At 63.7% G+C, this 23,791-nt stretch carries 25 protein-coding genes; 11 read left to right on the top strand and 14 right to left on the bottom strand.

Annotation, left to right across the window (positions count from 1 at the left end):
- Positions 1-147 precede the first annotated feature (147 nt).
- Positions 148-306 (top strand): hypothetical protein, encoded by a 159-nt coding sequence (locus QBL02_RS11335; protein ID WP_164743187.1) that lies wholly within the window; start codon positions 148-150, stop codon positions 304-306.
- 8 nt (positions 307-314) lie between these two features.
- On the opposite strand, the gene QBL02_RS11330 is transcribed toward QBL02_RS11335, so the two are convergent.
- The 13 genes from QBL02_RS11330 to QBL02_RS11270 all read right to left on the bottom strand — a co-directional run bounded on the left by QBL02_RS11330 (position 315) and on the right by QBL02_RS11270 (position 13,414).
- Positions 315-581 carry a DUF6112 family protein gene (locus QBL02_RS11330; RefSeq protein ID WP_114320130.1) on the bottom strand — a complete coding sequence of 89 codons (267 nt, stop codon included), beginning with the start codon at positions 579-581 and terminating at the stop codon, positions 315-317.
- The gene (locus QBL02_RS11325; protein ID WP_114320131.1) at positions 581-1,762 is read right to left on the bottom strand and encodes a M23 family metallopeptidase; all 1,182 of its coding nucleotides are present in this window, start codon (positions 1,760-1,762) and stop codon (positions 581-583) included. Before QBL02_RS11325 ends, QBL02_RS11330 begins: the two co-directional genes overlap by 1 nt.
- Before the next feature lie 6 nt (positions 1,763-1,768).
- Positions 1,769-2,464 carry a hypothetical protein gene (locus QBL02_RS11320; protein WP_114320132.1) on the bottom strand — a complete coding sequence of 232 codons (696 nt, stop codon included), beginning with the start codon at positions 2,462-2,464 and terminating at the stop codon, positions 1,769-1,771.
- A 76-nt stretch (positions 2,465-2,540) separates the two neighbouring features.
- Positions 2,541-3,617, bottom strand: a complete 1,077-nt coding sequence (locus tag QBL02_RS11315; RefSeq protein WP_282726525.1) for a ParB N-terminal domain-containing protein — start codon at positions 3,615-3,617, stop codon at positions 2,541-2,543.
- Positions 3,614-4,483 (bottom strand): hypothetical protein, encoded by an 870-nt coding sequence (locus tag QBL02_RS11310; protein WP_087013593.1) that lies wholly within the window; start codon positions 4,481-4,483, stop codon positions 3,614-3,616. The genes QBL02_RS11315 and QBL02_RS11310 overlap by 4 nt, the downstream gene beginning before the upstream one ends.
- Before the next feature lie 78 nt (positions 4,484-4,561).
- Complete coding sequence (locus QBL02_RS11305; protein WP_282726524.1) at positions 4,562-4,987, bottom strand: hypothetical protein; 426 nt, start codon at positions 4,985-4,987, stop codon at positions 4,562-4,564.
- Positions 4,984-5,664: a DUF2637 domain-containing protein gene (locus QBL02_RS11300; protein ID WP_282726523.1), complete on the bottom strand. Its 681-nt coding sequence runs from the start codon at positions 5,662-5,664 to the stop codon at positions 4,984-4,986. The genes QBL02_RS11305 and QBL02_RS11300 overlap by 4 nt, the downstream gene beginning before the upstream one ends.
- Positions 5,661-6,566, bottom strand: coding sequence for a bifunctional DNA primase/polymerase (locus QBL02_RS11295; RefSeq protein WP_282726522.1), 906 nt, complete (start codon positions 6,564-6,566; stop codon positions 5,661-5,663). Before QBL02_RS11295 ends, QBL02_RS11300 begins: the two co-directional genes overlap by 4 nt.
- Positions 6,566-7,648, bottom strand: a complete 1,083-nt coding sequence (locus QBL02_RS11290; protein ID WP_114320137.1) for an ArdC-like ssDNA-binding domain-containing protein — start codon at positions 7,646-7,648, stop codon at positions 6,566-6,568. The genes QBL02_RS11295 and QBL02_RS11290 overlap by 1 nt, the downstream gene beginning before the upstream one ends.
- A 145-nt stretch (positions 7,649-7,793) precedes the next feature.
- Positions 7,794-8,810, bottom strand: a complete 1,017-nt coding sequence (locus tag QBL02_RS11285) for an AraC family transcriptional regulator (protein WP_226824064.1) — start codon at positions 8,808-8,810, stop codon at positions 7,794-7,796.
- Between the two features lie 70 nt (positions 8,811-8,880).
- A complete protein-coding gene (locus QBL02_RS11280; protein WP_282726521.1) occupies positions 8,881-11,127 on the bottom strand; it encodes a heavy metal translocating P-type ATPase in 2,247 nt (748 codons plus the stop codon).
- Positions 11,124-13,193, bottom strand: a complete 2,070-nt coding sequence (locus QBL02_RS11275) for a cytochrome c oxidase assembly protein (protein WP_258771880.1) — start codon at positions 13,191-13,193, stop codon at positions 11,124-11,126. The genes QBL02_RS11280 and QBL02_RS11275 overlap by 4 nt, the downstream gene beginning before the upstream one ends.
- On the bottom strand, positions 13,190-13,414 hold the full coding sequence (locus QBL02_RS11270) for a heavy metal-associated domain-containing protein (protein WP_114320140.1): 225 nt from the start codon (positions 13,412-13,414) through the stop codon (positions 13,190-13,192). The genes QBL02_RS11275 and QBL02_RS11270 overlap by 4 nt, the downstream gene beginning before the upstream one ends.
- Before the next feature lie 142 nt (positions 13,415-13,556).
- Between QBL02_RS11270 and QBL02_RS11265 the strand changes: the two genes are divergently transcribed.
- Genes QBL02_RS11265 through QBL02_RS11230 form a run of 8 tightly spaced genes read left to right on the top strand, consistent with a single transcriptional unit; the run spans position 13,557 to position 21,727 of the window.
- A complete protein-coding gene (locus QBL02_RS11265) occupies positions 13,557-14,432 on the top strand; it encodes a TauD/TfdA family dioxygenase (protein WP_258771881.1) in 876 nt (291 codons plus the stop codon).
- A complete protein-coding gene (locus tag QBL02_RS11260; RefSeq protein ID WP_114320141.1) occupies positions 14,429-14,980 on the top strand; it encodes an FcoT family thioesterase in 552 nt (183 codons plus the stop codon). The genes QBL02_RS11265 and QBL02_RS11260 overlap by 4 nt, the downstream gene beginning before the upstream one ends.
- A complete protein-coding gene (locus QBL02_RS11255) occupies positions 14,970-15,755 on the top strand; it encodes a glycosyltransferase family 2 protein (RefSeq protein ID WP_114320142.1) in 786 nt (261 codons plus the stop codon). Before QBL02_RS11260 ends, QBL02_RS11255 begins: the two co-directional genes overlap by 11 nt.
- 4 nt (positions 15,756-15,759) lie before the next feature.
- A complete protein-coding gene (locus QBL02_RS11250; RefSeq protein ID WP_114320143.1) occupies positions 15,760-17,721 on the top strand; it encodes a glycosyltransferase in 1,962 nt (653 codons plus the stop codon).
- Positions 17,722-17,731: 10 nt separating this feature from the next.
- Positions 17,732-19,813 (top strand): hypothetical protein, encoded by a 2,082-nt coding sequence (locus QBL02_RS11245; protein ID WP_282726520.1) that lies wholly within the window; start codon positions 17,732-17,734, stop codon positions 19,811-19,813.
- Positions 19,813-20,031, top strand: a complete 219-nt coding sequence (locus tag QBL02_RS11240; protein ID WP_114320145.1) for a hypothetical protein — start codon at positions 19,813-19,815, stop codon at positions 20,029-20,031. The genes QBL02_RS11245 and QBL02_RS11240 overlap by 1 nt, the downstream gene beginning before the upstream one ends.
- Complete coding sequence (locus tag QBL02_RS11235; RefSeq protein WP_282726519.1) at positions 20,028-21,098, top strand: serine hydrolase domain-containing protein; 1,071 nt, start codon at positions 20,028-20,030, stop codon at positions 21,096-21,098. The genes QBL02_RS11240 and QBL02_RS11235 overlap by 4 nt, the downstream gene beginning before the upstream one ends.
- Positions 21,095-21,727 carry a 4'-phosphopantetheinyl transferase superfamily protein gene (locus tag QBL02_RS11230; protein ID WP_282726518.1) on the top strand — a complete coding sequence of 211 codons (633 nt, stop codon included), beginning with the start codon at positions 21,095-21,097 and terminating at the stop codon, positions 21,725-21,727. Before QBL02_RS11235 ends, QBL02_RS11230 begins: the two co-directional genes overlap by 4 nt.
- A gap of 218 nt (positions 21,728-21,945) precedes the next feature.
- Here QBL02_RS11230 and QBL02_RS11225 read toward each other — a convergent pair whose 3' ends face one another.
- The gene (locus QBL02_RS11225) at positions 21,946-22,137 is read right to left on the bottom strand and encodes a hypothetical protein (RefSeq protein ID WP_282726517.1); all 192 of its coding nucleotides are present in this window, start codon (positions 22,135-22,137) and stop codon (positions 21,946-21,948) included.
- Between the two features lie 141 nt (positions 22,138-22,278).
- Between QBL02_RS11225 and QBL02_RS11220 the strand changes: the two genes are divergently transcribed.
- Complete coding sequence (locus QBL02_RS11220; protein ID WP_282726516.1) at positions 22,279-22,746, top strand: hypothetical protein; 468 nt, start codon at positions 22,279-22,281, stop codon at positions 22,744-22,746.
- Entirely contained in the window at positions 22,730-23,680 is a 951-nt protein-coding gene (locus tag QBL02_RS11215) for a glycoside hydrolase family 16 protein (protein WP_282726515.1), read from the top strand. The genes QBL02_RS11220 and QBL02_RS11215 overlap by 17 nt, the downstream gene beginning before the upstream one ends.
- Positions 23,681-23,791: the final 111 nt, after the last annotated feature.

Genomic DNA, 23,791 nt, shown 5'->3' with positions numbered 1-23,791 from the left:
GCAATGTGTGCTGTCGCCACTGGCGTGCTGCTAGCGGGATGCTCTCCGGTTTCCGACGTGAGGACCGTGGACGCAAACGGCAACCAGTGGTCGGTCGGGGTCGCTGACCCACGTTTCTCCGGGGACGACCGATGTGACTCTGATTCCATGATTGAGGCCACGGTTATGAGCGCGGACCTGCCACCTTCCGGCCTCGGCATCACTCTCAAGCCCGAAGCGACCGAGGATAATGCGCAACGCATCGCTGAGTGCCTTCGTAACGCGCTCACCAGCGGCGAGATCACCATCAGCCGACCGACGGACTAGGAGCAAAACTAGAGACGTTCGCCGACGGCGAGGAGGAAGTTGACCCAGGCGACGCCTGCTCCGGCGAGGGACGCGGTGCCGAGAGCAACCCAGGCCCCGATCCTGGCCTTGATGGCGGTGTGCGGGTTACCGGTCGATGAGGCGATAGCCCAGACGATCACGGAGACGATCAGCATGAGCACGGCGATGATGAGTACGAACATCAGCAGCGCGCCGATCACCGTACGCAGGTCGGCGGCGGCGCCGACGCCGCCGAAGTCGGGGAACACGTCCATCAGCGTCCACCTCCGCTCAGCGTGCAGGACGCACGGGAGGCGCTGCCGCCGGTGATGCCTTCGGCGTCGTGGTCGGTGAGCCATTGGTCGGCGTCGATCGCGGGCTGACCGGTGCCTCCGGGGCGGATTTCGAGGTGGAGGTGGGGGCCGGTGGATTTCCCGGAGGAGCCGACATCGCCGATGTGCTGCCCTGCGGTGACGGTCATGCCTTCGGTGACGTGGATTCCGTGCTCCCACATATGCGCGTAGTACGACGCGACACGTTCCCCGCCGACAGTGTGCTCCACGATGATGAGCCCGCCCCAGTTGCCGGTGTATCCGGCGTGGGTGACGATCCCATCGGCGACGGCGTAGATTGGGGTGCCGTCGGCGGCGGCGAAGTCGCTGCCGGAGTGGAACGCGGTCTCGAACGTGATCGGGTCGGTGCGCCACCCGAACGGGCTGGTCCGCACCCACGACCCCTCCGGCAACGGGAACACGACCCTGGTGGTCTCAGGCACCACCACATCACCACCGTTGCCACCGCCGCTTGATGGTGCGGGGCGGGTGAGGGCGGTGAGGATCGCTTCGGCGACGGGCTGATAGTTCTGATACCTGTCCGGGTATGCCGACACCTCGACGGCCTGGGCGGCTTCGCCTGGGTCGAGTTGCTGCCACCCGGGAATGTCAAGCAGCCCGCGCGGTGAGGGGTAGTTGGGTCCGGCCGGTCCGCCGTAGAACGCGCGGGCTTGATAGTTCGGGTCCATGAGCTCCGCAACGGTGCCCCAGCCGGCTTGCGGGCGCATCTGGAACAGGCCGAGGGAATCATGATCGGCTGCATCCCCATCGTTGGGGTAGTTCGCGGATTCGGGGTAGGTGCCGGTGTTGGTGAGCATCCGCAGGTGCGACTCCGTGAGCGCTGCCATCAACGCGATCACCACCCCTGCACGCCCCACCCCATCCGTCTGTCCACCGACGGTGATGATCGTGGCGGCGTGGGTGAGCTGCTGACGATTCAGTGTCACCGTCTCACCGTTGCGCGTGGTCGCGGTCAGTGAGTCCGGGATCGGCCCGACGATCAACGACCCCGGCGCGCACGCGGCGATGGCAGGGCTGGCGAGGACGGCGACGGAGAGGAGAACGGTCGCGGGACCGAAAAATACGGCAGCGACGGCGAGGGCTGCGAGGAGCTTCTTGAGCATGGCCGGTCACCGCAGCGGGTTGTCGAGCTGCGACAACCGCAACAAGAGACAGGTGTCGGTGATCGGCTCAGCCAGCGATGGCGCGGAGGCGCGTTCGGGGGTGCAGGTGAGGAACACGGTGAACGCAACCGGGTGTGTTGTCGTGACCGGATCGGTGCCCCAGTAACCGGTGCGGTAGCGGGTGCCGGAGATCGTGTACGCGACCGCACCGTCAGGAATCTGCCCCGGCACAGCCTGCGCCACCGCGTCATCCCATGCGGCAGGGATTTCGATGGTGTCGATGGTGAGCCGCTGCCGGGTCTGGTGGGTGCGGAGCTGCGCCCACACCTCTGCCGTCGGCAGGTACGCGCGGACGTCGGATGCTGCGCCGTCTGCCTCGGTGTCGGCGGTGACATCGGCGAGCATCTGCGCGTAATCGGCAGGCCCATACCCGCTGGTCGTATCCCAGGTGAACAGCGCCTCGGCCACCGCCACCGCGAACTCCTCCGGCCCGCCGAGCGCGACCACCGGCTCCGGTTCTGCCGGGACGAGTACCGGGCTCGTTGCCGTCGGGCCATCGGTAGAAGTGGGTTCAGTGGGTTCGGTGGTCTGGGGTCCGCGGATGAGTCCGTAGACGCCGACGCCGATGAGGAGGAGCAGGATGAGGCCGCCGGCGATGGCGGCGATGAGCACGGTGCGGCGGCGGCGAGCGGTGGGGTCCATCCTGGTGTCCTTCCCGACGAGATTCGGATCACCAGACAGGTGCACCAAGACACTCAGCAGGGAGGCGGCGGAGGGTTCAGGCGGTTTCGCGGCGCACGTTTCGTGCAATGCGGACGGTATCCAGGAACGCGATGGTCGCGGTGACGGCGTTCTCGAACATCGCCCACTGCTCACCCGACAAGGCCGGGCCGATGGTTTCGGGGTCGTAGCGTTCGGTCCAGGTGGAGAGCTCATCCCAGAGGTAGACGAACGACCGCACCGGCAGGAACTCCCGCGGCTGCTCTTCGACAGCGTGGAGCCGTGCTGATGCGAGCTGGGCGGGGCGCTTCTTCGTCGCAGACTTCGCACGCTCGACAGCGAGTTCCGCGAGACGTTCCAGGTCCGCAGGCCGCGCCGTGTCTGCGAGCTCGCGAAGACGGGCAGCTCCTGCGGCGGCGGCGTCGCGGATGCCTGCCGGTTGTCCAGGGTCGCCCGCGAGGGCGTCGAGTTCCGCAAGGGATTGCGCGGCGCGGATACGATGCTGCGCTCCGGTGATCGACCCGCCCGCATCGATCCGGTCAAGCTCCTCCCGCGCCCGCCGCTTTACGTCGTCGGGCTGTGCAAGGTCAGCGGCGAGATGCTGCAACTCGTTGATGCGTTCAAGCGAGGTGTACGCGTTGCGGCCGGTGACCATAAGCGCGGCCTGCTCGCGGGTCTTCCCGATACCCCCAGCCGACGGTGGGGCCACCGTGGCCCCACCGTGTGACCTGGGGTTTTCCTGTTTCGAAGTGAACCGTGACGCTTCCTGCCGGCCAGTCGCATCCTCGACCATGAGAGCTTTCAGCTCGGCGTAGAGGGTGGCTTCCTCCGTGCGGGTGAGGGGCTTGTGTAGGAGGTTGTCGTCCTGTTCGGCGAGGAGCTGCCCGAGGGTCGTAGAGATACCGGAGCGCACCCACACGTTCACCGTCTTCCACCCGAGCCGGCGGATCGCGGCCAAACGCCGGGCACCGCAGATCAGCATCCCGTCTGGGGTGATCGTGATCGGCTGCAACAGCCCATCCCGAGCGATCGACTCCACCAGCGAGTCGAGGTCGCCGTAGTCTTCGCGGTGACGGCGGCCGGCCCAGATCGAATCCACGGCACGCTCCAGCTCGATATGCCCCGGCTCGCTCATGACCGGCCCCGCATCACGCCGGGGGCTGCGACTCTGATTGCCGCACCCAAATCCGTGTCGTCCATGAGGTATGCCAAGGACTCACCGATCAGCAGCCGCAGCAACACCCCACGGCCCGCGTTCGTACCGGCCAGGTGTAGGTCGGGGGCGCCGAGGATGATCCGCAGCAGCCGGTACCAGGACGGTGCGGGGATGTCGAGCAGGGCGCGGGCGTGCTGGTCACGTCGTAGTGACTCGTATGCTCCTGCTCGGGAGATGGATTCTGCGAGGCGTGCGCAGATGCACTCGACTGCGGCGCGGGCGAGTTCTGGGTCCCACCCGTACCAGCACAGCAACGCGATCGTGTCCTCGACCGCTGACTCCACCCCCGTCGACCCCGACACCTCCCCGCGGTCGTCTTCGCCGTCGTCGTCATCGTTTGCGAAGGGGTCGGCGCGGAACGCGGGGTGATAGTCGGTAAGGGGGTTTTCGCGGTCGGAGAAGCGTTCGGCGTCATGGAAACTCGAATACCTGGGCCTGCGCGCTTGATGCACGGAGCACAGCAGCCCGTTGGCGCGGCTTTCTGCGATACAGGTGATCTGCACGGCGCGAGTGATGACCGCCCAGGGATCGTCCGCCCGCCGCACCGAGGGCGTGCGCATCGCCTCGAACGCCGCCGTCGCCGCCTCCCACGGATCGAGGCCGTGCTTGCGGGCCAGGGCGGCGTACTTGTCGGCCGCGTGCCGCATGAGTTCAGCGGCGGCCGGGTCATTCCGCCAGGCGTCGGGCCCTTCGGTGTTGAGGCGGGTGAGGAGTTCGCGGAGTCGTTCTGAGTTCTCGAACCCACGCCCGCGACCGTCGCGGCGTGGAGTGTTTCGTTGTGGCATGGTGGCACCTCCTGACAAGCAGGTGCGCACCGGCTCCCCACCAACCCCGTCGCGCCACCGTCTTCTGCGCATGGCGGCTCACACCAGCCCGATTCCAGATGGCCGCAACCACGACGAGGAGCGCGGCCGATCCTGCGGCTCGAACACATCGAACGACTCGAACACCGCAGACCCCGCAGGTGCCGCTCGGTGATCCCGGATGTCACGGGCATGATTCCGAGTCGCCCGGTAGGTCTGACCCGCCGCGCGGCGGGCACGGTGCGCGAGCTCGGTCTGAAAGTTGATGCCGAGGCCCGCGATCCTGGCGGTACTCGACGCGATCAGATCAGTCGGACGCACCCACGCGATCCCGCGCCCCACCCGCGAACCAGGATCAGCGCCGAGGGTGGTGAGTGAGGGGTCGCGGTGCACGGCAAACGCCGACCGCTCCGCCTCTGCACCCTCGGTCGCCTCGGGCCGCACATCAGGCAGCTCGGTGCGGTTCGTCTCTGCGTTGTCGTTCATGACGTCTCCTCCTTGCTGATGGCTGGGGTGAACCAGCGCCCGACGGTGGAGGGATGCACGCCCAGGTGCCGGGCGATCTTCTTGTTCGACCACCCCTCCACCTCCCGCAACTGGGTCGCCTCCGCCCGCCGCTCACTCACCGACACCACCGGCAACTCCACTGCCTGCGCCGGCTCAACTTCCGGCACGACGACCGGCCGTGAGGAAGTGGCGGCTTCGACCGAAGCATCCTCGATCGCGTTCGCGGCGCGCGCGGTGGTGGGGCGGGTGAGGATGACGGTGAGGTGCGTGATCGACAGCAGTACCAGCGGCGGGATCGCAGCGACCGACGCAGCCAAGATCGGTGGTACGTCGGTGTCGGCAGCGATGATCGCGTGGATCGCATTCGCCGTCACCGACACCACCGCCCCCGCAGCAAGCAGCGTCCACGGATACCACGTCGGGCGGGTCTGGCTGGCGAGGGCGACGACAGCGACGGTTGCGACGACGATGATGCCGTCCACGATCAACGGCCACGCCCACGCCTGACCGTCATCAATCCCAGACCGCCGCGCAAGATCAGCCAGCGCCGTAAAGCTGAGCCAGAATGCGCCGGCGGCGATGAACACCGTTCCCGTGATCGCCGTCATCACCGCCAAGCGGCGACCCCGCGGCGAGACAGCCTCGATGGGGTTCATGAGATCACCCGCCCCGGTGACCCGCGCACCACACGCCGCTCATCCGCCACGGGCTCCGCAGCGCGGGGTGCGGTGCGGTCGGTGCGGTAGGCGGAGCGGATCGTCGCCATGATCTCCCGCGACCCCAGCCCTGCATGCTCAGCCGCAGGACCCAGCGCTTCGAGAGTCGCAGCCGGCGGGGTGCCTGATTCGGCGAGACGGCAGGCAGCCCAGAACAGGCCACGGTTCCGCTCACCCTCACCACGCCCCGCCACCCAACCGGCAAGCACCTTCGCATCCGCCCCCCGCCGCTCCAACCGAGCAGTACGCGCACGGCCCATCGGGATCAGGGTGCGCGGGTCCAGGAACTCGCGCAGCCGTGCCGCATCCACCGGCACCGGGATGTCGCCTGATGTGACGATGAGCCGGTACGGCGCTCGCGCCCCGCCAGGGCGCAGCACCTTCGATGGCGGGGCGATGATGTAGCCGCCGTCACCCCGGAAATCGACATGCGCCCGTGCCGCCTGCCACGACGACTGCGCACGATCCGGGTGCGCCGGATAGTAGGCGTGGAGCCCGCCGGAGGGGGTGCGCACGAGCGCCGCCCACCCCGCCGCATACCCTTCGCGGTGCGCTTCGCGGAAAGCGGGGAACCCGGTGCCGGTCGCGTGCACGTCGACATCGACGACCTCGACCCCGGATGCGGCACCGGTGGGGATGCCGATGTTCGCGGACGGCCACCTCGACCACCACGCCGCAACCTGCCCAGGATCAGCGGTCGCGTCATGGAACCCACGGGCCACGAGCGGACGCTTCTCACCCGGCACGCACGGGAACACCGGCACCCCAGCCGCAGCGAACCGCGCCGCCGCCTCGGAGAGCGGCATCCCGCCGACTTCGGAGAACAGATCAACGGCACCCATCACAGGCTCCTCACCGACGACGCCACGGCGCGGCGCGGCTCCTCCGCCAAGGGATCAGCAGTCGTCTCGACCGCAGGCTCGGGGCGTTTCTTCGCTGGGGTTTCGCGGGTGAGGCCGGGAGGGTCGCCGTTGCTGATCTGCACGGTGGGCAGCTGGTCGAGAATGACTGCTGAGGTTTTGCGGACTCGTTCGCCGGTGGCTTGGACGACTTCGACCGGGGACTTCTCCGGCACCGTCGCCGCCCACCCCGACACATACGGGACCGTGTAGTCGCTGGTGTCCATGCCGTGCGCTGCGACGACCATCAACGCCACCGAATCCGCCTCCACCTCTCCAATCCCGCGATGCCCCGTCGCATCGGCGTTGTCTGGGCCGTGCAGGAGAACGTGGGCGAACTCGTGGACGAGGGTCTTCACCTGCGCCGCCTCGGGCATGTTCTCCCGCACCGCAACCGTCCGCGCACCGAAATCAGTGAGACCGTTCGCGCCGTGGATCATGCCCTCATGCGGCACCCGCAACACCCTGAACCCCTCCGCCTCCACGAGCCGTGCGATGCCCTCCCAGAGCCCATCGGGAGCTTCGCCTTCCAGCAGCCGTGGCGAGGGTGGTGCGGGGATCGGGTCGCCGGCGGTTTGGGAGGCATCCCAGACGTAGGCGGGTCGGACGCCGACCATGCGGGAGCGCACCGCCTCACCCGGTTTCGGTTTCTCGAACCTGCCGAGCCTGCGCCACGACTCCGCCACCTTCGGCGTGAACGACGCGAACCTCCCCGTCACCGGGGCGAGGATCATGTACCCCGACTGGCCCTTCTCGACCTGCCGGCCGAGCGCCTGCCACTGTTTGAACCCCGCCACATACGACGGCACCGGCTCCGGCACCCGGCCCGCCTCAAACGCCGCCTGATGCTGCACGAAGATCAGCAGCGTGTTGTTGAACGAACGAGCACGAAACCGAGCCGCAAACTCCAACGCCTGCTTCCAGTCCTCACCCGACACCAACGACTCCACCGCGCCGGTGAGCTGTTCATGCAGGGCGTCGAGCTTCGCATCCCGCGCCGCCCGCCCTTCCTCGCTGGTTGCCATCGCCGTCCTCCTTCCGCAGGTACCCGCACACGGCGGGTGACCTCTGCGACCAGAAGGTGCGCGAAGGGACTCAGGAGACGCAATCGAGACGGACGACGGACAAGTTTGTGAGCGACCGTCAGGTGCATCACTGAACCCGACGTGGTCAGCCTTGGTTTACCACCTGGTCAAAGGAAGGTCTTGGAATTCTGTCCTTCGTGGCAGTTTCATCTGAGAAACATGGCGCTTCTGTCGTAGATTGAACAGGCTGGGTTAGCCGATAGTTTCTGCGATAGCGCTGTGGATTGACCCCCACTCGTCGCCGAAATTGCAACGAGCCGTAGGCGGGGTCCTCCCATCCAACTTCTCGGCAAATACGAGAGATGGGCAGATCTGTTTGTCGTAGCAAGTCCGCCATGCGATCAGTTCTGAGCACCGTCAAGAAGGCAGACGGTGTCTTTCCATAGGCCTCAATAAAAACACGCCGCAACTGGGATTCTGAAAGATGAACGGATTTGGCAAGCTCGCTTAGAGTCCAACGGCGCGAGACATTCCTGCGCAGCTGATCCGCCACACTACGCGCCTCAGGTCTTGTGGGACGGTAAATCTGGCGATGAAGAGTGGCGGAATTCTGAGCACCGTTCTCGGCGCGATCAGTCGGTTCATTGCGGGCTTTCAAAGCTGGAATTACTTCGTCAAGAAAGGTTGAAAGCAGTGCTTGGAATCGATGAAATCTTCTTTCAGAATCTCCTTCCTCGCTGAGGCTTGCAAGTTCATCCAAGATTCGCGAGAGACTCATTACAGCTTGCTCCCCGAAACGAATCAGCTGAATTGGTTCAGGGTAATGCGTTTCGATAAACCAGATGACGTCTCTGCGAGTAATGAACTTGTCAGTATGCTGCCAGAACAGTTGGTCGACTACGTAGTCCTCATTGACGTACACGGTCGTTGCCGAGACCGACTCTTGAGGTATGGCTCCGCAAAGTGTGTTTGGGCCGATAATCGCTATATCGCCGACGGCAACATGGTATTCATCGCGCTCGCTCAGCAGTCTCGCTTGCCCACTTCGAACCACAAGAAACTTGACGTAGTCATATGCAGCCGGGGCAACTTCTCTATTGTGTACCGTGGTCGCTGCATAGAAAGGTCTGTTTCGGTGTCGCCCTCGTCCCCTGGTGCGCATCTCCATCTGAGATCAAGCTCTCGACCTATGAGATCTTCCGCGCGTACGCACGGCAGATACTTGAGGCAACTCAGCGAGAGCTTAGAAAACTCTGGAGTCGAAGGCTGTTGTAGACGACGAGAACTGAAGACAATGCCATCGCCCCGGCAGCAATGAGCGGGTTCAAGAACCCAGCTGCAGCGATCGGAATCGCAGCAACGTTGTATCCGAATGCCCAGACAAGGTTTACCCGAATCGTTTTCAACGTCTTTCGGGAGAGTGCGATGGCATCCGGGATGACTGCAAGATCGTCTCGAACTAGGATGACATCTGCGGATTTGAGGGCGATGTCGGAGCCACTGACCATCGCGAGACCGAGGTCTGCGGCGGCGAGCGCGACGGCGTCATTGATGCCGTCGCCGACCATTGCGACCCGTTCCCCTTGGGTCTGGAGGGCGCGCACGGCTTCGGCTTTGTCGGCAGGAAGGACCTCACTGAGGACGGTGTCGATTCCGAGTAGTGAGGCGGTGTAGTCGCCTGCGGCCTTGGAGTCACCGGTGAGGAGCACGGTTTTAAGTCCCTGCTTCCGGAGAGCTTCGACGGCCTTCTTGGCCCCAGGCTTGATGGTATCGGCGAGGTTGATAGCGCCGATCAGCTTCCCATCGACCGCGACAAACACCGTGGTCTCGGCGGGATTCTCGTGAAGTTCTGTCCCATTCGGTTCGTTGAAGTTCAGGGCTACGCCATGCTCGGCCAGAAGCGCCCTGTTGCCGACAATCGCGAGTTTGTCAGAGACCGTCGCTGTCGCTCCCTTCCCGGGAACGATATTGAAGTCAGTCGCGGCCTCCAGATCCGCAATTTGCTTCTTAGCTGCGGACATGATTGCGCGGGCAATGATGTGCTCTGAGCCCTGTTCGACTGAGGCTGCGACACGGAGCAAATCGTGTTCTTGGATGTGTTCCGGGGTGGCTGTGCCCGTCACTGTCATGGTGCCAGCAGTCAGTGTGCCGGTCTTGTCCAGAACGACGGTGGTGATGGTGCCGCTTGCCTCGAGTGCGTCTTGTCCTTTGACGAGGATACCGAGGCTGGCGCCTCTACCGATACCTACCATGAGTGCAGTGGGCGTTGCGAGGCCGAGTGCACAGGGGCAGGCAATGATCAGGACGGCGATGCCGATGCCGAAGGCGTCTTGAAACGCGGTGCCTGCAAGCATCCAGGCGAGTGTGACGAGAATCGCGAGAGCGATGACTGCTGGAACGAAGTAGGTGGTGATGCGGTCTACGAGTGTCTGTACTCGAGCTTTACGGGATTGGGCTTGTTCGGCGAGGGCGGCCATCTGCGCGAGTTGGGTGTGCGCTCCAACTGAAGTTGCACATACTTCGAGTCTTCCGTTGGTGCTGATAGTGCCACCGACGACGTTGTCTCCTGGACTGAGGTCTTTCGGGACAGGTTCCCCTGTCAACATACTGGTGTCCACTGATGCGTATCCGGCACTGATCGTGCCGTCCGCAGGTATCGTCTCGCCTGGAAGAACTACGAAAGTATCGCCGACCCGCAGAGACGCGGCAGGTTCGATGCTTTCGCTGCCGTCTCGGGTAATGCGCACGTGGGTGGACGCAAGCTGGCCCAGCGCGCCGAGCACGTCTCCCGCTTTTCTTCTGGAGCGTGTTTCGAAGTAGCGCCCAGCGAGCTGGAATGTCGTCATGCCGGCAGCGACATCGAGGTAGATGGAGTTCGCTCCTTCCGGGGTGACACCGAAGCCGAGCCAGTATCCGGCCCCGTCCTGTCCGATACCGAGTAGAAGGGATGTGACCGCCCAGCCGAACGATGCTGCGATGCCGAGTGACACGAGGGTGTCCATGCTGACATTCCCGTGGCGTAGGTTTCGGAGTGTGGCTTTGTGGAACGGCCAGGCTGCCCAGGTAACGATGGGCAGGGCGAGCATGATGCAGAGCCATTCCCAGCCGGGGAAGCGCCAGCCCGGAACCAGTGCGAGAACGATCGTGATGTCCATGAGCGGAACTGTGAGGATCGCGGCGACGAGGAGTCTGCGCCGCAGGGATGTGATCCTCACCTCTGTTGCGCGTCTCGACCAGGCGTCGTCGGCGTCGTCATGAACGCGCGCCCCGTATCCGGCCTTCTCCACTCGACGCACTGCTAGATCGGCCTCGTCGGGTGAGAGCCCAGTGAGAATCGCTCGTTCTGTCGCGTAGTTCACACTTGCCGTCACCCCCTCGAGTTGCCCCAAGGCGCGCTCGACTCGACCCGCGCATGCGGCGCAGGTCATGCCGGAGATGTCGAGTTGAAGGGGATCCGTGGCGTTCTGTTGGATCGTCATGAGCTGGTGCCTTCCTTCGTGCCGGGAAGCTGTGGCCCTCGCACGTTACGAGCTTGCCGGGCGCTGAGCTTTTCAAGCATCCGGTTGTAGTCGTCGAATTCGTCATCGAGCCCCGCGTCGAGGTGACGGTCCTTGCGGCGTGCGTCCTTTGCGTCCTGTCTCGACCACTGCACACCGAGCGCGATGATGACGAGGAGGAGTGGAATTTCCCCGCCTGCCCAGGCGACACCGCCGCCCAAGTATTGGGATGCTTTAAGGTCGGCCCAGGGCAAGTCCAGGTAGCGGTAGAAGTTCTCGGCGATGATATCCCCGCCGGACATCAGGATGACGCCGAAGAAGGCGTGGAAGGGCATCGCCGCAAGCACGAAGCCGAGCTTGCCGATGTGAGGAAGCGGTCGCGGAGGACGGTCCACGCCGATGACTAAGCCGTAGAACAAGTAACCGGCGATGAGGAAGTGCACGTTCATGAGCTGGTGGGCCCAGTGGAAACGCATGTACTCGCCGAAGATCCCCGAAAAATATAGGCCATAGTACGAGCCGACGAAGAGTGCGAAGACGATCAGGGGGTTGTAGATGAAGCGAAGCACCCGCCAGTGCAAAGCCCAGGTGACCCAGTCATGTATTCCGGCAGGGAGCTGCGGATTCGACTTGGTCGAGCGCAGGAGAAGTGTCACGATGCCGCCCATGACCAGCAGAATCGGCGCCAGCATGTTCAGGCTCATGTGCACGATCATGTGGATGCCGAAATCGGGGGCTGAGTACTTGCCGAAACCCGAGCTGGTGACAAATACCACCACGATCCAGCCGCTAAGCCAGGCCACGGTCCGTCCCGCCGGCCAAGCGTCCCCGCGGCGCCGGAGAGTATTCACTGCGATGAGATACACCGTGACCGCAGCCGCCGCGAGGAGCAGGAAGAGGATGTTCGGACGCCAATGCGTGAAGAGCACGAGCGGTGTTGGCGCTTCAGCTACTTCGAAGCCCAAGAACACCTGCGAGATGCTCGTGGGGACAAAATAGTGCGGAGGTGGGAAACGGGTCATCGCGGCGGTGACGCCCACCCATCCCGTGATCGCGACGGCCATACCGCCAAGCACGCGCACCAGCCGCTGCTCGTTAATGCGCCGGCGTCGCCAAATGTGCCACGAATACATCGTCAGTCCGCAGATGAGCGCCAGGAAGATCCATCGCGTGATGATCTGCCAGCCGGTCACCGAGTCGAGAAGCCCGGTTCCCGCCAGTTTGAACCAGGCGAGAAGCACATCGGCGCCAACGATAGCCGGCAGCGCGAAGACGAGGAACAGGAACATTCGCGGAAGCACGTCCGGCGCGACCAAACGACCGGATGCGACCCGGATCGCTGCGAGCAGGACTACACCGAACACCGCGCTAGTAAGTAGTGACTGGTAGACGCCCGCGTCGCTTCCGAAGTCGTGTTCGGGTCCGACCAGGATCTGGCCGACAACGACCGGGGCTAGAACGCCGAAGCATGCCGCCCACAGGGGAATCAGCAGTCCTGTCCATTTCTCAACGACCATGCTGAAGAAGAACACGACGAGCGCGGCGAGCAACGTGACGGTCCAAGCCTTCGGGAAGGAACTCGCCTCGTATAAGACTGACAGCGCGCTCGAAGTCCCGAGCCGCGCGAACGGCTGTCCATTGCTGTCAAGCATCGTGAACAACACCATGGCACCCGCTGCGGATGCCCAAAACCCTGAACTGATCTGGAGCACCTTCAGCTCGAGCGGGCTGCGTAGAAGGTCAGCGTTCCTGCCTCGCGCGTCCCGGAAGAACAGCAGCGTCAACAGCGCACCGACCGTCACCACAGCCGCAGCATCAGCGGCGGCCTGACCTACTGCCGTGAGAACGCCGACGTCGAGACCCGGAAAGCTCCGGCGAAGTAAGTCGTAGGGCGCTTGACCCCCAAGTATCGTGACCAGAGGTGCAGGTACGAGAACGAGCCCGGCACCCAAGGCAACCAGGGCCCGCACGACACCCGAACGCCTCTTGACGATTACTGGATCGTTCGCGCGAGCCTCATCAGGCTGGATCGAAGTAACCGCGGTCAAGAACCCTCGTTCTCCCAGGAGACAAGCTCGAAACCCGCTTCAGAAACGGCGTTCTCAATCGCAGATCGCTCGACCAAGCCTCCATAGCGCACCGCGACTGCCCCCGAAGCGGCGTCGACGTCTGCTCCCACAACGCCACCTATTGCGAGGAGCTCGGCGGACAGCGCCTGCTCACAGTGCCCGCAGGTCATCCCGTTCACGCGGAACTCCAGTTCATTCATCGGGGCATGAACCTTTCGCTTCATCTGACACAATCACCACTAAGTCTACGACATGTCGAGATGTGGGGATTCTCAGGGCACTCTCGGCAACTACGTCATGTAGAGTTACTACGTCTTGTAGCGCTAACCGGAGGAGGCAGACGTGATCGTAGAGCAGGGTAACGACGACACCATGGGCGTGGTTGTCAGGGACTTCAATGTCGACACCGTGACGTCCGAGGACATCGACCGCCTGAAGCAGTCGATCTACCGAGACAAGGTGGCCGTACTCAAAAACCAGGGCGACATCACCCCCGAGCAGTTCGTGAAACTCGGCCGCATGTTCGGCGAGCTCGTTAGCTATCACGAGCCGATGTACCATCACCCGGACTTCGAGGAGATCTTCGTCTCCTCGAACATTCCCGAAGACGGCAAGCAGATCGGCGTGCCGAAAACTGGAAAGTTCTGGCACGCCGACTACCAGTTCATGCCGCAGCCGTTCGCGTTCACGATCTTCTCCCCGAAGGTGTTGCCGCCGAAGAACCGCGGCACGTTCTTCATCAACATGGCTGCCGCGTACGAGGCGCTCCCGCAGGAGCTGAAGGATGCTGCAGCGGGAACCACCTCCTCTCACAGTGTGCGAAAGTTCTTCAAGATTCGTCCTGACGACGTGTACCGTCCGCTCGGCGAGATCATCCGCGAGGTCGAGGAGCACACGCCCGCGGTGACCTTCCCGACCGTCATGGAGCATCCTGTCACGGGTGAGAAGATCCTCTTCATCAGCGAGGGTTTCACTGTTGAGCTACATGGCAGCGACGACCCTGACCTGCTTGACAAGCTGTTCGAGGCTACCGGACAGTTGGATCAGGAGTTCGCGCACCCGAACATTTACCAGCACGCATACGAGCCCGGAGACATCGTGATCTGGGATAACCGCACCCTGATCCACCGCGCCCTGCACACGACCACCCCGGCCGCGACGGTGTCCCACCGGGTCACCGCCCTCGACGGTCTGCCGCTCTACGCTCGCGCACTGTGACCGCGCGGTTCTCGACGGGGTGGCTCGATGATCGCGAGCCGGTGTTTCATCGTGCGGTGAACCCTTACCGGGCCAAGGGATGCATCTATCTCACCGGCGCGGAGGTGACCCGCTCCGAAGAGGGGCAGGTCACCTCCCGTGGTCAGTTCCGGATCGGCGAGTCTTGCTACATCGACGACACCGGACACTTCAACGCGGCCGAGTTCGTGATCTGCTACAACCAGCTCATGTACACGACCCTCGCGGTCGCCGTGCATCATTCCCTCCTGCCCGCGTTCTCACACTGGACACTTGACGATTATTGGGCGCGGCAGCTCCCTGATGTCCTCATCCACAAGCTCTCCAGCAGCTACCAGCGACCGATCGATGCACGAGGGTTTCGTGCCGAGTTCACGATTACGAACCTCAGCACCCGCGCGCTCTCGCGCGGCATGCTCACCCTGGCGACGAGCATCCGTTTCGAAGACGACAACGGCGGCCGCGCAAAAGGTGAGGTGGCGCTCGCTCTCGTCAACGCTCCCGCAGCAGGAGACCAGCATGACCCCTGATGCCACTGTCACTGTAATCGTCCCGTCGCTTGATGAAGCGCAGAACCTCGAGGAAGTGCTCCCGAAGATTCCGGCGCAGTACGAACTCATCATCGTGGAAGGGTCGAGGTATCGCCGTACGAGCGAGCTCGTACGGGCCCTCCGGCCCGACGCCCGTGTCATCGAACAAACCCGATACGGCAAAGGCAACGCGGTGGCGTGTGGCTTCGCGGCTGCCAGCGGGGACATCATCGTCATGTTCGACGCGGACGGTTCTGCCGACCCTGCCGAGATTCCACGCTTCGTCCAGGCGATTGCTGACGGCGCCATGTTCGCGAAAGGCACCAGGTCGCGGGGCGGGGGAAGTGACGACATTACTCACCTCCGCAATGCCGGAAACGTGGGGTTGACGCTACTTACGAACCTGATGTTCGGGGTGCGCTACACCGACCTGTGCTACGGGTACAACGCCCTTCACCGCGACCTGCTCCCGCTCCTCGACCTCCCCGACACAGTACCTGTGGGAGGGACACCCCAGTGGGGCGATGGATTCGAGATCGAGACCCTGATCAACGTGCGGGCTGCGCTCGCCGGTGTCCCGATTACCGAGGTTCCGAGCCATGAACGCTCCCGCATCCATGGAGTCAGCAATCTCAACGCTTGGCGCGATGGGAAGCGGGTGCTTGCCACGTTGATCCGTGAGCGACGCACCGCGAAAGAACGCCTGATCGCAGTTGACCCTATGCATCAAGCCGACACCCCACTGTCGGTTCGCGGTCAGTTCCCCCTCTCGTAGTTCCATGCGCCTCGAGATCGTCATCTGCACATATACGGAGCACCGCAGTCACCTGGTGGACGCCTGCGTAGCCTCCGCGATCAAGGAACTCCCTGAGACCGGCATGATCACCATCGTGGTCGATCACGCAACCGCACACGCGCAGGCACTCGGCGAACACTACCGCCACACTCCTCGCGTGCACCTAATGGAGAATTCGAGGCAGCGCGGACTTTCCGGCGCGAGGAACACGGCGATCGCGGCCAGTACCGCTGATGTGCTGCTCTTCATCGACGACGACGCCGTCCTGCAAGAAGGCTGGTTCGAGGCGCTTGCTTCCCGGCTTGAAGACCCCAACATCGCAATCATCGCCGGTGCCGTCCAGCCAGATTGGGAGAGCGCAACTGGTGCCCCAACATGGTTCCCACCTGAGTTCGGATGGGTGGTGGGCTGTGATTACGTCGGCATGGCAGCGAATGGGTCAGAGATTCGCAACCCGATCGGCGCGTGTATGGCAATCCGCAGGGAGGTATTCACCGACATCGGGCTATTCGCCGAGGGACTCGGAAGGATCGGCACCCACCCTGTTGGCGGTGAAGAGACAGATCTGAGCATCCGGCTTCGCAGACAGATGCCAGATGCCCAGATCATCCGAGATACGGACCTGGCAGTGCGCCACTTCGTACCCCATGCGCGCGCACGCGTCTCCTACATGCTGCGCCGATGCTTCTGGGAAGGGCGCTCCAAAGCTCTGCTCCAAGCCCGTGCTTCTCTCCCGCGAAGCTTGGGATCGGAACGAACCCACGTCCTCACCACGGTCAGACGCGCGTTCCTCACGGACGTGCGGAGCATGGTTAGGGGCGACCGCTCAGCGTTCCCCCGGAACCACATGCGCCTGGCCGGCCTCTGCGCGGCAGGAACAGGGTTCGTAACCTCGCGACGACAGCATCGACGCCAGGCAGTACTCGAGGGCAGTCCGCACCTAGGCGTGGACGTCACCGTGTGCATCGCAACCCTCGGCCGCAGCCGTGCGCTGACAGAAACCGTCCGGGCGATCCTCACCGACACACAGGCCCAGGTGGAGGTGCTGGTTGTCGACAACGATCCCCGCTCCGGCCGTGTTCGCGCCATCCTCGATGACCTCCACGACTCACGGTTGCGGATCGCGACCGAACCCCGCAAGGGCCTCTCACTCGCGCGAAACCGTGGCATCTCCGCTGCCCGAGGCCGCATTGTGGCGTTCACTGACGATGACGCGCACCCGGAACCGGGGTGGGTCGACGCTCTCCTGTCGGCCATATCCGATCCGGTCGTGGGCGGCGTCACCGGCCGAGTCATGCCGATGTCCACTGACGCAGACGTGGAACGCTGGTTCGAGGAAGCGGTCGGCTTCGACAAGGGTGAGACGCGCACCGAATGGGGACGCGGCGACGCTGCCACCTCAAGATGGCAGTCGGGACGGCAAGGGCCGGTGTACCCGATTGCTGCGGGCGAGTTCGGCTCCGGCAACAATATGGCCTTTCCTCGCGCGTTCCTCGTCGAGCAGCACGGTTTCGCTGACACCCTCGGAGCAGGATCGCTAACACGAGGCGGCGAAGACCTTGACATGTTCCGAAGGGTGATTCTCGCAGGCAGGACCTTGCACTACGAACCTGCTGCTCTGGTGAAGCATCGCCACCGGGATACGTTGCCGGCGCTGCGCACACAACTGTTCGGGTACGGCACGGGCATGGCCGCGAACGTGACCCGGCTCGCAGCGACCTCACCCCGCCACATCGTGTCAGTGCTTCGCGCGTTGCCGGCCGGCCTCAGCATGCTGCTCTCCAAAGATTCGACGAAGAACAGCCAGCGGCCTGCCGACTATCCGCGTGCACTGGTGTGGATCGAACGTCTCGGGTACATTGCCGGCCCCGTACTGTATCTGCTCGAAGCGGTGCGAACAGGACTCGGGCTCCGGGGGCGCAGGAAGGGAGGCACCGATGCGTGAAGGTGCGTCGATGCGTCCTCTGATCGTTCTCTCCTGTGCGCTGTCCCTGCTGGTACCGATTCTCGCGTGGTGGGATCTGCCCGTGCCAGGCCGCACCGCCCTCGCAATCGCATTTGTACTCCTGGTCCCAGGAGCGCCCCTCGCCATCATCCTCATCCGCCGCTCCGGAGCTGTGCTCTGGACCCTCATCCCCGCACTCTCGCTCTCATCCGTGATGCTCCTCACCGTGGCGCAGGTCACGACGGGCACCTGGAGCACGCCGGCTGCCGCGACCATTCTGGGGCTGGGAAACGTGGCTTGTACGGCGTTCGCGTGGAATCGCACACCGCCCCTGCGAGTCAGGCGCCCGGTTCTGCGCAGACCCGGACGACGGCGAGTCACATCCATCATGGCGCTCTTCACCGCGGTCGCGTTGTGGTGGGCGGCGACGACCAGCGTCGATCTCGACGCGGCCGGTGCTGCCGGCCTGGTCACCGTTCTGCCCTGGACCTATTGGCTGGCACTTATCCTTGCCGTCTCTGTCGCGGTCTTCGCAATCACCAGCAAGCCTGAGCCAGACGGAGTCATGGCGGCGATTGGGGTCGCCGTCCTGGCGGTCATGGTCACCACATTCGTGGGCATCGCGGACGGCGGATCACCGGTCGGCACCGCCTACGTGCATGTCGGCTTCGTGGACTGGATCTCCCAAACCGGGACCCTACGCGAGGCAGTGGATGCACGGTTCAGCTGGCCTGGGTTCTTCACCGCTGCCTCGGCGGTGACCGGCTGGGCGGGCATTGCCGACGCGACGCCGCTCGTCGTGCTCTTCCCCGTACTCGCGGTGCTCCTGAGTATGGCACCGGTGTACGTCATCGGCATGGCGGTGTTCCGGGACCGTGCGATTGCGTGGACCGGGGTGTTGCTGTTCGTGCTCGGCAACTGGGTGCAGCAGGACTATTTCGCCCCACAGGCGGTCGCATTCCCGCTGATGCTGACGGTCATCGCGGTGCTGCTCTGGCAGACCAGCGAGACCGGGATCCCCGCAGGCCCTGCACGGGGTTGGAGGCGACATCTCGAGCCGATGCGCCGGACTCCAGCCCGACTTCCGGGATTTTCTGCCTGCCGCGCCCTCATGCTCGAAGCGGCGCTGCTGGTGATCGCGAGCGCGATCGTCGTCTCTCATCAACTCACCCCGGTTTCGCTCATCGTCGTATTGCTGCTGCTGAGCGTGCTCGGTGCGACGCGATCGCGAACCCTGTGGTTCGGTGTCTCGGTGGTGTTCGCTACGTGGTTCGCTTTTGGTGCAACCGACTGGTGGACGGGGCATCTGAGCGTGCTCATCGACGGGTTTGGGCGTCTCGATGAGGCCGTCGGTGCCGGTGTCGTAGAACGCGTCTCCGGTGACCCCGTCTACCAGGCGATGCAGTCGGCACGGATCGGCTGGTCCGCGTTGTTCGCCATCGCGGGATTGGTCGGTTGGTTGGTTACTCGAGGCGGCAGGCTTCCGATGCCCGTGACCGCTGCTCTTGTGGTCGCACCAGTGTCGCTCGTGCTTGGGCAGCCGTACGGTGGTGAGGTCGTGCTTCGTGTGTATCTGTATGCATTGCCGATTCTCGCAGTCCTCGCGGCAGGCGGCATCGCACCGCTCGTCCGGGCGCGAAGTGCTCTGTCTCGTCTCGCCCTCATGTTGATCATGGTGCTCGCCGCTGCGGGAGTGACCACCGCGCGTGGCGTGAACGTCGCTTTCGAACGCACGCCCGCGGATGTGCTTGAGGTCGCACGCGCGGTGCTGTGGGAGACCCCGACCGGGAGCACGATCCGCCCGTTGGCGACCGAGGGCGCGTTACGGGTCGCCCGGATCGGCGATCTCCACCACCCGCCCTCCGTGGACGGCGATGGCACCGCGTTCGAACGCCTGCTGCAGCAGGCGCCCGACGTGGTATTTCTCACCACCATGCGAGAGCGGTACGAGCAGATCACCAGGGGCGCAAGACCGGGCTGGTACGAAAACGTTGCGACGCTCCTGGAAGCGAGCGGCCAGTACCAGGTGACCCATCGCACAGAGCACGTGATCGTGCTCGAACGGATACCCGGTCTCGGAGAGGATGAGTGATGACGCTACTGGACTGGTTGATCGGCGGGATCGCTGGGATCGCCGCCGCGACCGCATTTGCAATGTACGCCTGGTCGGTGGTGCTCCGTGAGCGGCGCGGCCCCGACGCCCATAGAGTGACGCTGCGCCAATCGCGGCCGGTATTCACCACACTGTTCGTGTTCATTGCCGCCCTTGGAGTAGCACTCTTGGTGCTGCGTCTTGGAGTCCTCTCATGAAGAAGTCGACCTGGGTCACGGCGCTGCTCATCGCGGCTGTCACAGCCGTCGGAGCATTCGGCGTGACGCACGGCAATGCTGCTCCTGCCTTGTCCTCAAGCTTGACCGGGGATTCGGATCTTGCTGCAGAAGCGGCGCCATATCTCAGCGGTGTCAGGGATCGCGTGTCGATCTGCGTGTGGGAGGACGGTAGGTTCACGTCAGCTGGATTCGGAGCCGACGCCAACACCAGATATGAGATCGGGTCCATCACCAAGACATTCACCGGCATGCTTCTCGCCGACGCAGTCGCTCGCGACGAAGTCGATATCGACGACCCGGTCGGCCGCTACCTCCCGCTTGACGACGCACCGGTTGCCTCGGTCACGCTCCGTGAGCTTGCCGCGCACACCAGCGGCCTCGGGGAATGGGGTGACGATGAGCGAGATGACACTTGGATGCGCTGGTGGGTGGAAGACATCCGAGGCGACACCATCCACAATCTCGATCTCGATCTCGAAGCACTCTACGATCGTGCACGCACCGACTCGTTGTCGACTCGAGGCGAGTACCGATACTCCAATATCGGCTTCGCGCTCCTCGGGCATGCGCTCGCCGAAGCGGCGGGAATCTCCTACGACACCCTGCTGCAGGAGCGAGTGCTGGGCCCAGGAGGTATGAGCGACTCAGGACTTACCTCCGACACTGACCGGAATGCGCAACGAGGTTATCGCGCTGACGGTCGTGCGGCACCTCCGTGGCGGCTCGGCGCCTATGCGCCCTCCGGTGGCGTGTACTCTACCGTCACTGATCTCTGCCAATACGCGGTTCGGCTCATCGACACGCACGAATCGGATGCGGCAGAGACAGACGTTGATGTGCTCGGAACCGTGATGGCGGGTACAGATCTTGGATGGGATGTCTCTGAAGAAGGGGACAGCTTCGTCCTGTCGAAGACGGGGCAGACTGGCGGCTTCCAGTCCGTGGTCGCTCTCGCTCCTTCAGCGTCGCGCGTGGTGGTCGCCCTCACCAACACTGCGAACGATCTCGACCCACTCGTGCAGGCTCTCCTCGAGGGCGGTCGGTGACCGTGGTTGGATCGGTGCGGATCCGAGCCGGACACGTCTATGCGGGTGCGCCGGCGGTGGGTATTGAGCAGGAAGTTGCAGCGGGTATGGGGCCGGCCAGGCGCACTGAGTTCTGTTCGGCACGTGCCCTCGCGCATGATGCCCTCGCGAGTCTCGGACTCACTGCACCACAAGGCATCGGGCAAGCCGGTACGGGTGCACCGCTCTGGCCGCAAGGAGTATCGGGCAGCATCGCTCACTCCGGCGACCGCATCGCCGTTGCCGTTACCGATACCCCCGGCATATTCATTGGCATCGACCTCGAACCGGTCGGTGCCGTACCGGCTGACGTAGCAGTTTCCGTGACCACTCCCGGCGAACTCGCGGACGCGCATTCACGGAGCGGTCTGACGGTGAACTCTCCGCTCCTGCACACGCTGTTATACGTCGCGAAGGAGAGCACCTTCAAAGCACTGAACATGGCCGACGCCGAGCAGATCTGGCACCCACGAAGTCTTCCCGTCCAACTCGCTGACTGGGAAGAACACCACGGGACATTCACCATCAACCATGACTTGCAGGTGCAGGGCCACTGGTGGATAGATAACGGCTATGTCTTCGCGAGTACCACGATCGGGCTGGAATCATGACTCCGTGGACGGAAGTATCCGTGATCGTGCCGTTCCGGAACGCTGCCGTAGACCTTCCATACGCTTTCACTCAACTCGCGCGTCTCAAAGGGCCAGTGGAGATACTTCTCATCGACGACGCCTCCACCGATAACGGCCCCAAACTCGCCGAATCCTATAGCCGCAACGATCCCCGGACACGTGTGATCCACCGGACCAAACCTGGTGGTTCAACACGCTCACGCATGGCCGGCGTCAACGCAGCTCGGGGCCACTACATCTGGTTCTGCGACGTCGACGACGAATGGGAACCCGACATCGTCACCACCCTGCTCCACGAAGCCACATTGCACGACGCCGATCTTGTTGCGTGCCGTGCGGAACGAGTCGAGGTAGATGGTCGCCGCTGGATCATGGAAGGTTCGCCACATGCACGCAGTGCCTCCGGTCACGAACTGTCGTCACTCGTATGGACTGGGCAGCTCCGTGGGTATCTGTGGAACAAACTCATTCGCCGCACCCTCATCCCACCGCTTCGGCGAGAGCCCCTCTCCTCTCAGGACGACTTCCTCATGACTCTCGACATCCTCGAGCACACTCACCGCGTGCGCCTTATCCCCGACATCAAATATCGGTACTTGGAAAAAGCAGACTCAATCAGTACCGGGGCCGCCTTGCGACAAGAGAACGTGCAACGCTGCCGTAACGAAGCAATGCAACGTCTCCTGCCAGCGCATCCCACACGGCGTGAGCAGCGCGATGCCGACGCGTTCACGCTCTGGTTCTACCTGGTGCCGTCGATCGCGACACCCGTCCACCGCGGCTGGGCCGACGAAGACGCCACTGCAGCGCGAAAGAAACTCACCTCACAGATCGCCTGGCGAACCATTCTCCATTTGGCAAGAAATCAGCCCTCCGTCGCCGCGCATGCGGCACTCATCCGGGCCAGCGGGCGCTACTACCCAACGCTTTACCGTCTGTCGAGAAGGGTGACACGGGGGCTCCGCACCGGTAATCTACGAAATGTGGAGAAAAAGTGATGGGCCGGCAGTGATGGGCCAACGCAGTGCAGCTGTGGCCAGTTACGCTCGCCGCGGTCTGACCGTCGCGATCGCCGGGGCGATCGTCCTGTCCGCCTGCTCACCGGCTCCATCACAGGGGTCCGCGCATGTCGACAAAGCAGCAGTAAGCACCCTCAGTCAGCACAGCCACAGCCAACCCATCACCGCTGAGGGGAACAGTGTCGCGACGTTAACTGTCCAGGCACAGGACAACGACAGCGCAGAAGTCGTGACCGACGATGACACCTGGTCCACTGTCTTCTTCGATGACTTCGACCGGAGTTCTCTCGGCACCGACTGGTCCGCGTATACCGGAAGGCCGAGCTCGGATCCGCGCACCTGGTGGGATCCGACGATGGTGTGGCTCAGCAACGGATCACTTGTTCTTGCCGGCGCCCCGTCCACCGGGCATACGAACTTGTGGCGTACCGGCGCAGTCTCGAACTGGAAAGCCGCGCAGACCTACGGGAAGTGGGAGGTGCGTTTCCGTACCCACGCCAGTCAGGTCCTCAGCTACCACTTCCTCTTATGGCCGCAGGCAGAAAGCTGGCCTCCCGAGATCGACATTGCCGAAGGGTACTCGCGAGAACGAACGAACTCGCAGTCGTTCCTGCACTGGGTCGACGAGAGCGGAATCCGGCGACAGACGAGCTTCTCCGTCAACGGCAACTTCTCAGAGTGGAACACCGTCGCCGTCGAATGGACTCCAAACGCAGTCCGCTTCTTCCTCAACGGCCAAGCCTACGGCGAAGCTACAGGGTTGGCCGTACCGCACGAGCCGATGTTCCTCGCCCTCCAGACAGAGACTCGCCTCGCTGCGTCTCTACAAGGGCAGAGCAGACAGACTCAATTTGTGTGGATTGACTGGGTTCGGATATCCGCACTGGACAGTCAAGAGCTGGCCCCGAACTAAACAAGCCGCTGCATTTGCCAGGACTGCCAGCCCTTGTCTGCTCAATTGCTTGGGTGCCAGTCCGCGAATGCTTCGAGTTCCTCCTTTGACGTCAGGAAGGCTCCACCGGGT

It is taken from the genome of Leucobacter sp. UT-8R-CII-1-4 (genome assembly GCF_030010235.1).
In the GTDB taxonomy this organism is placed as follows: Bacteria; Actinomycetota; Actinomycetes; order Actinomycetales; family Microbacteriaceae; genus Leucobacter.
This window is presented reverse-complemented; position numbering and strand designations above follow the sequence as displayed.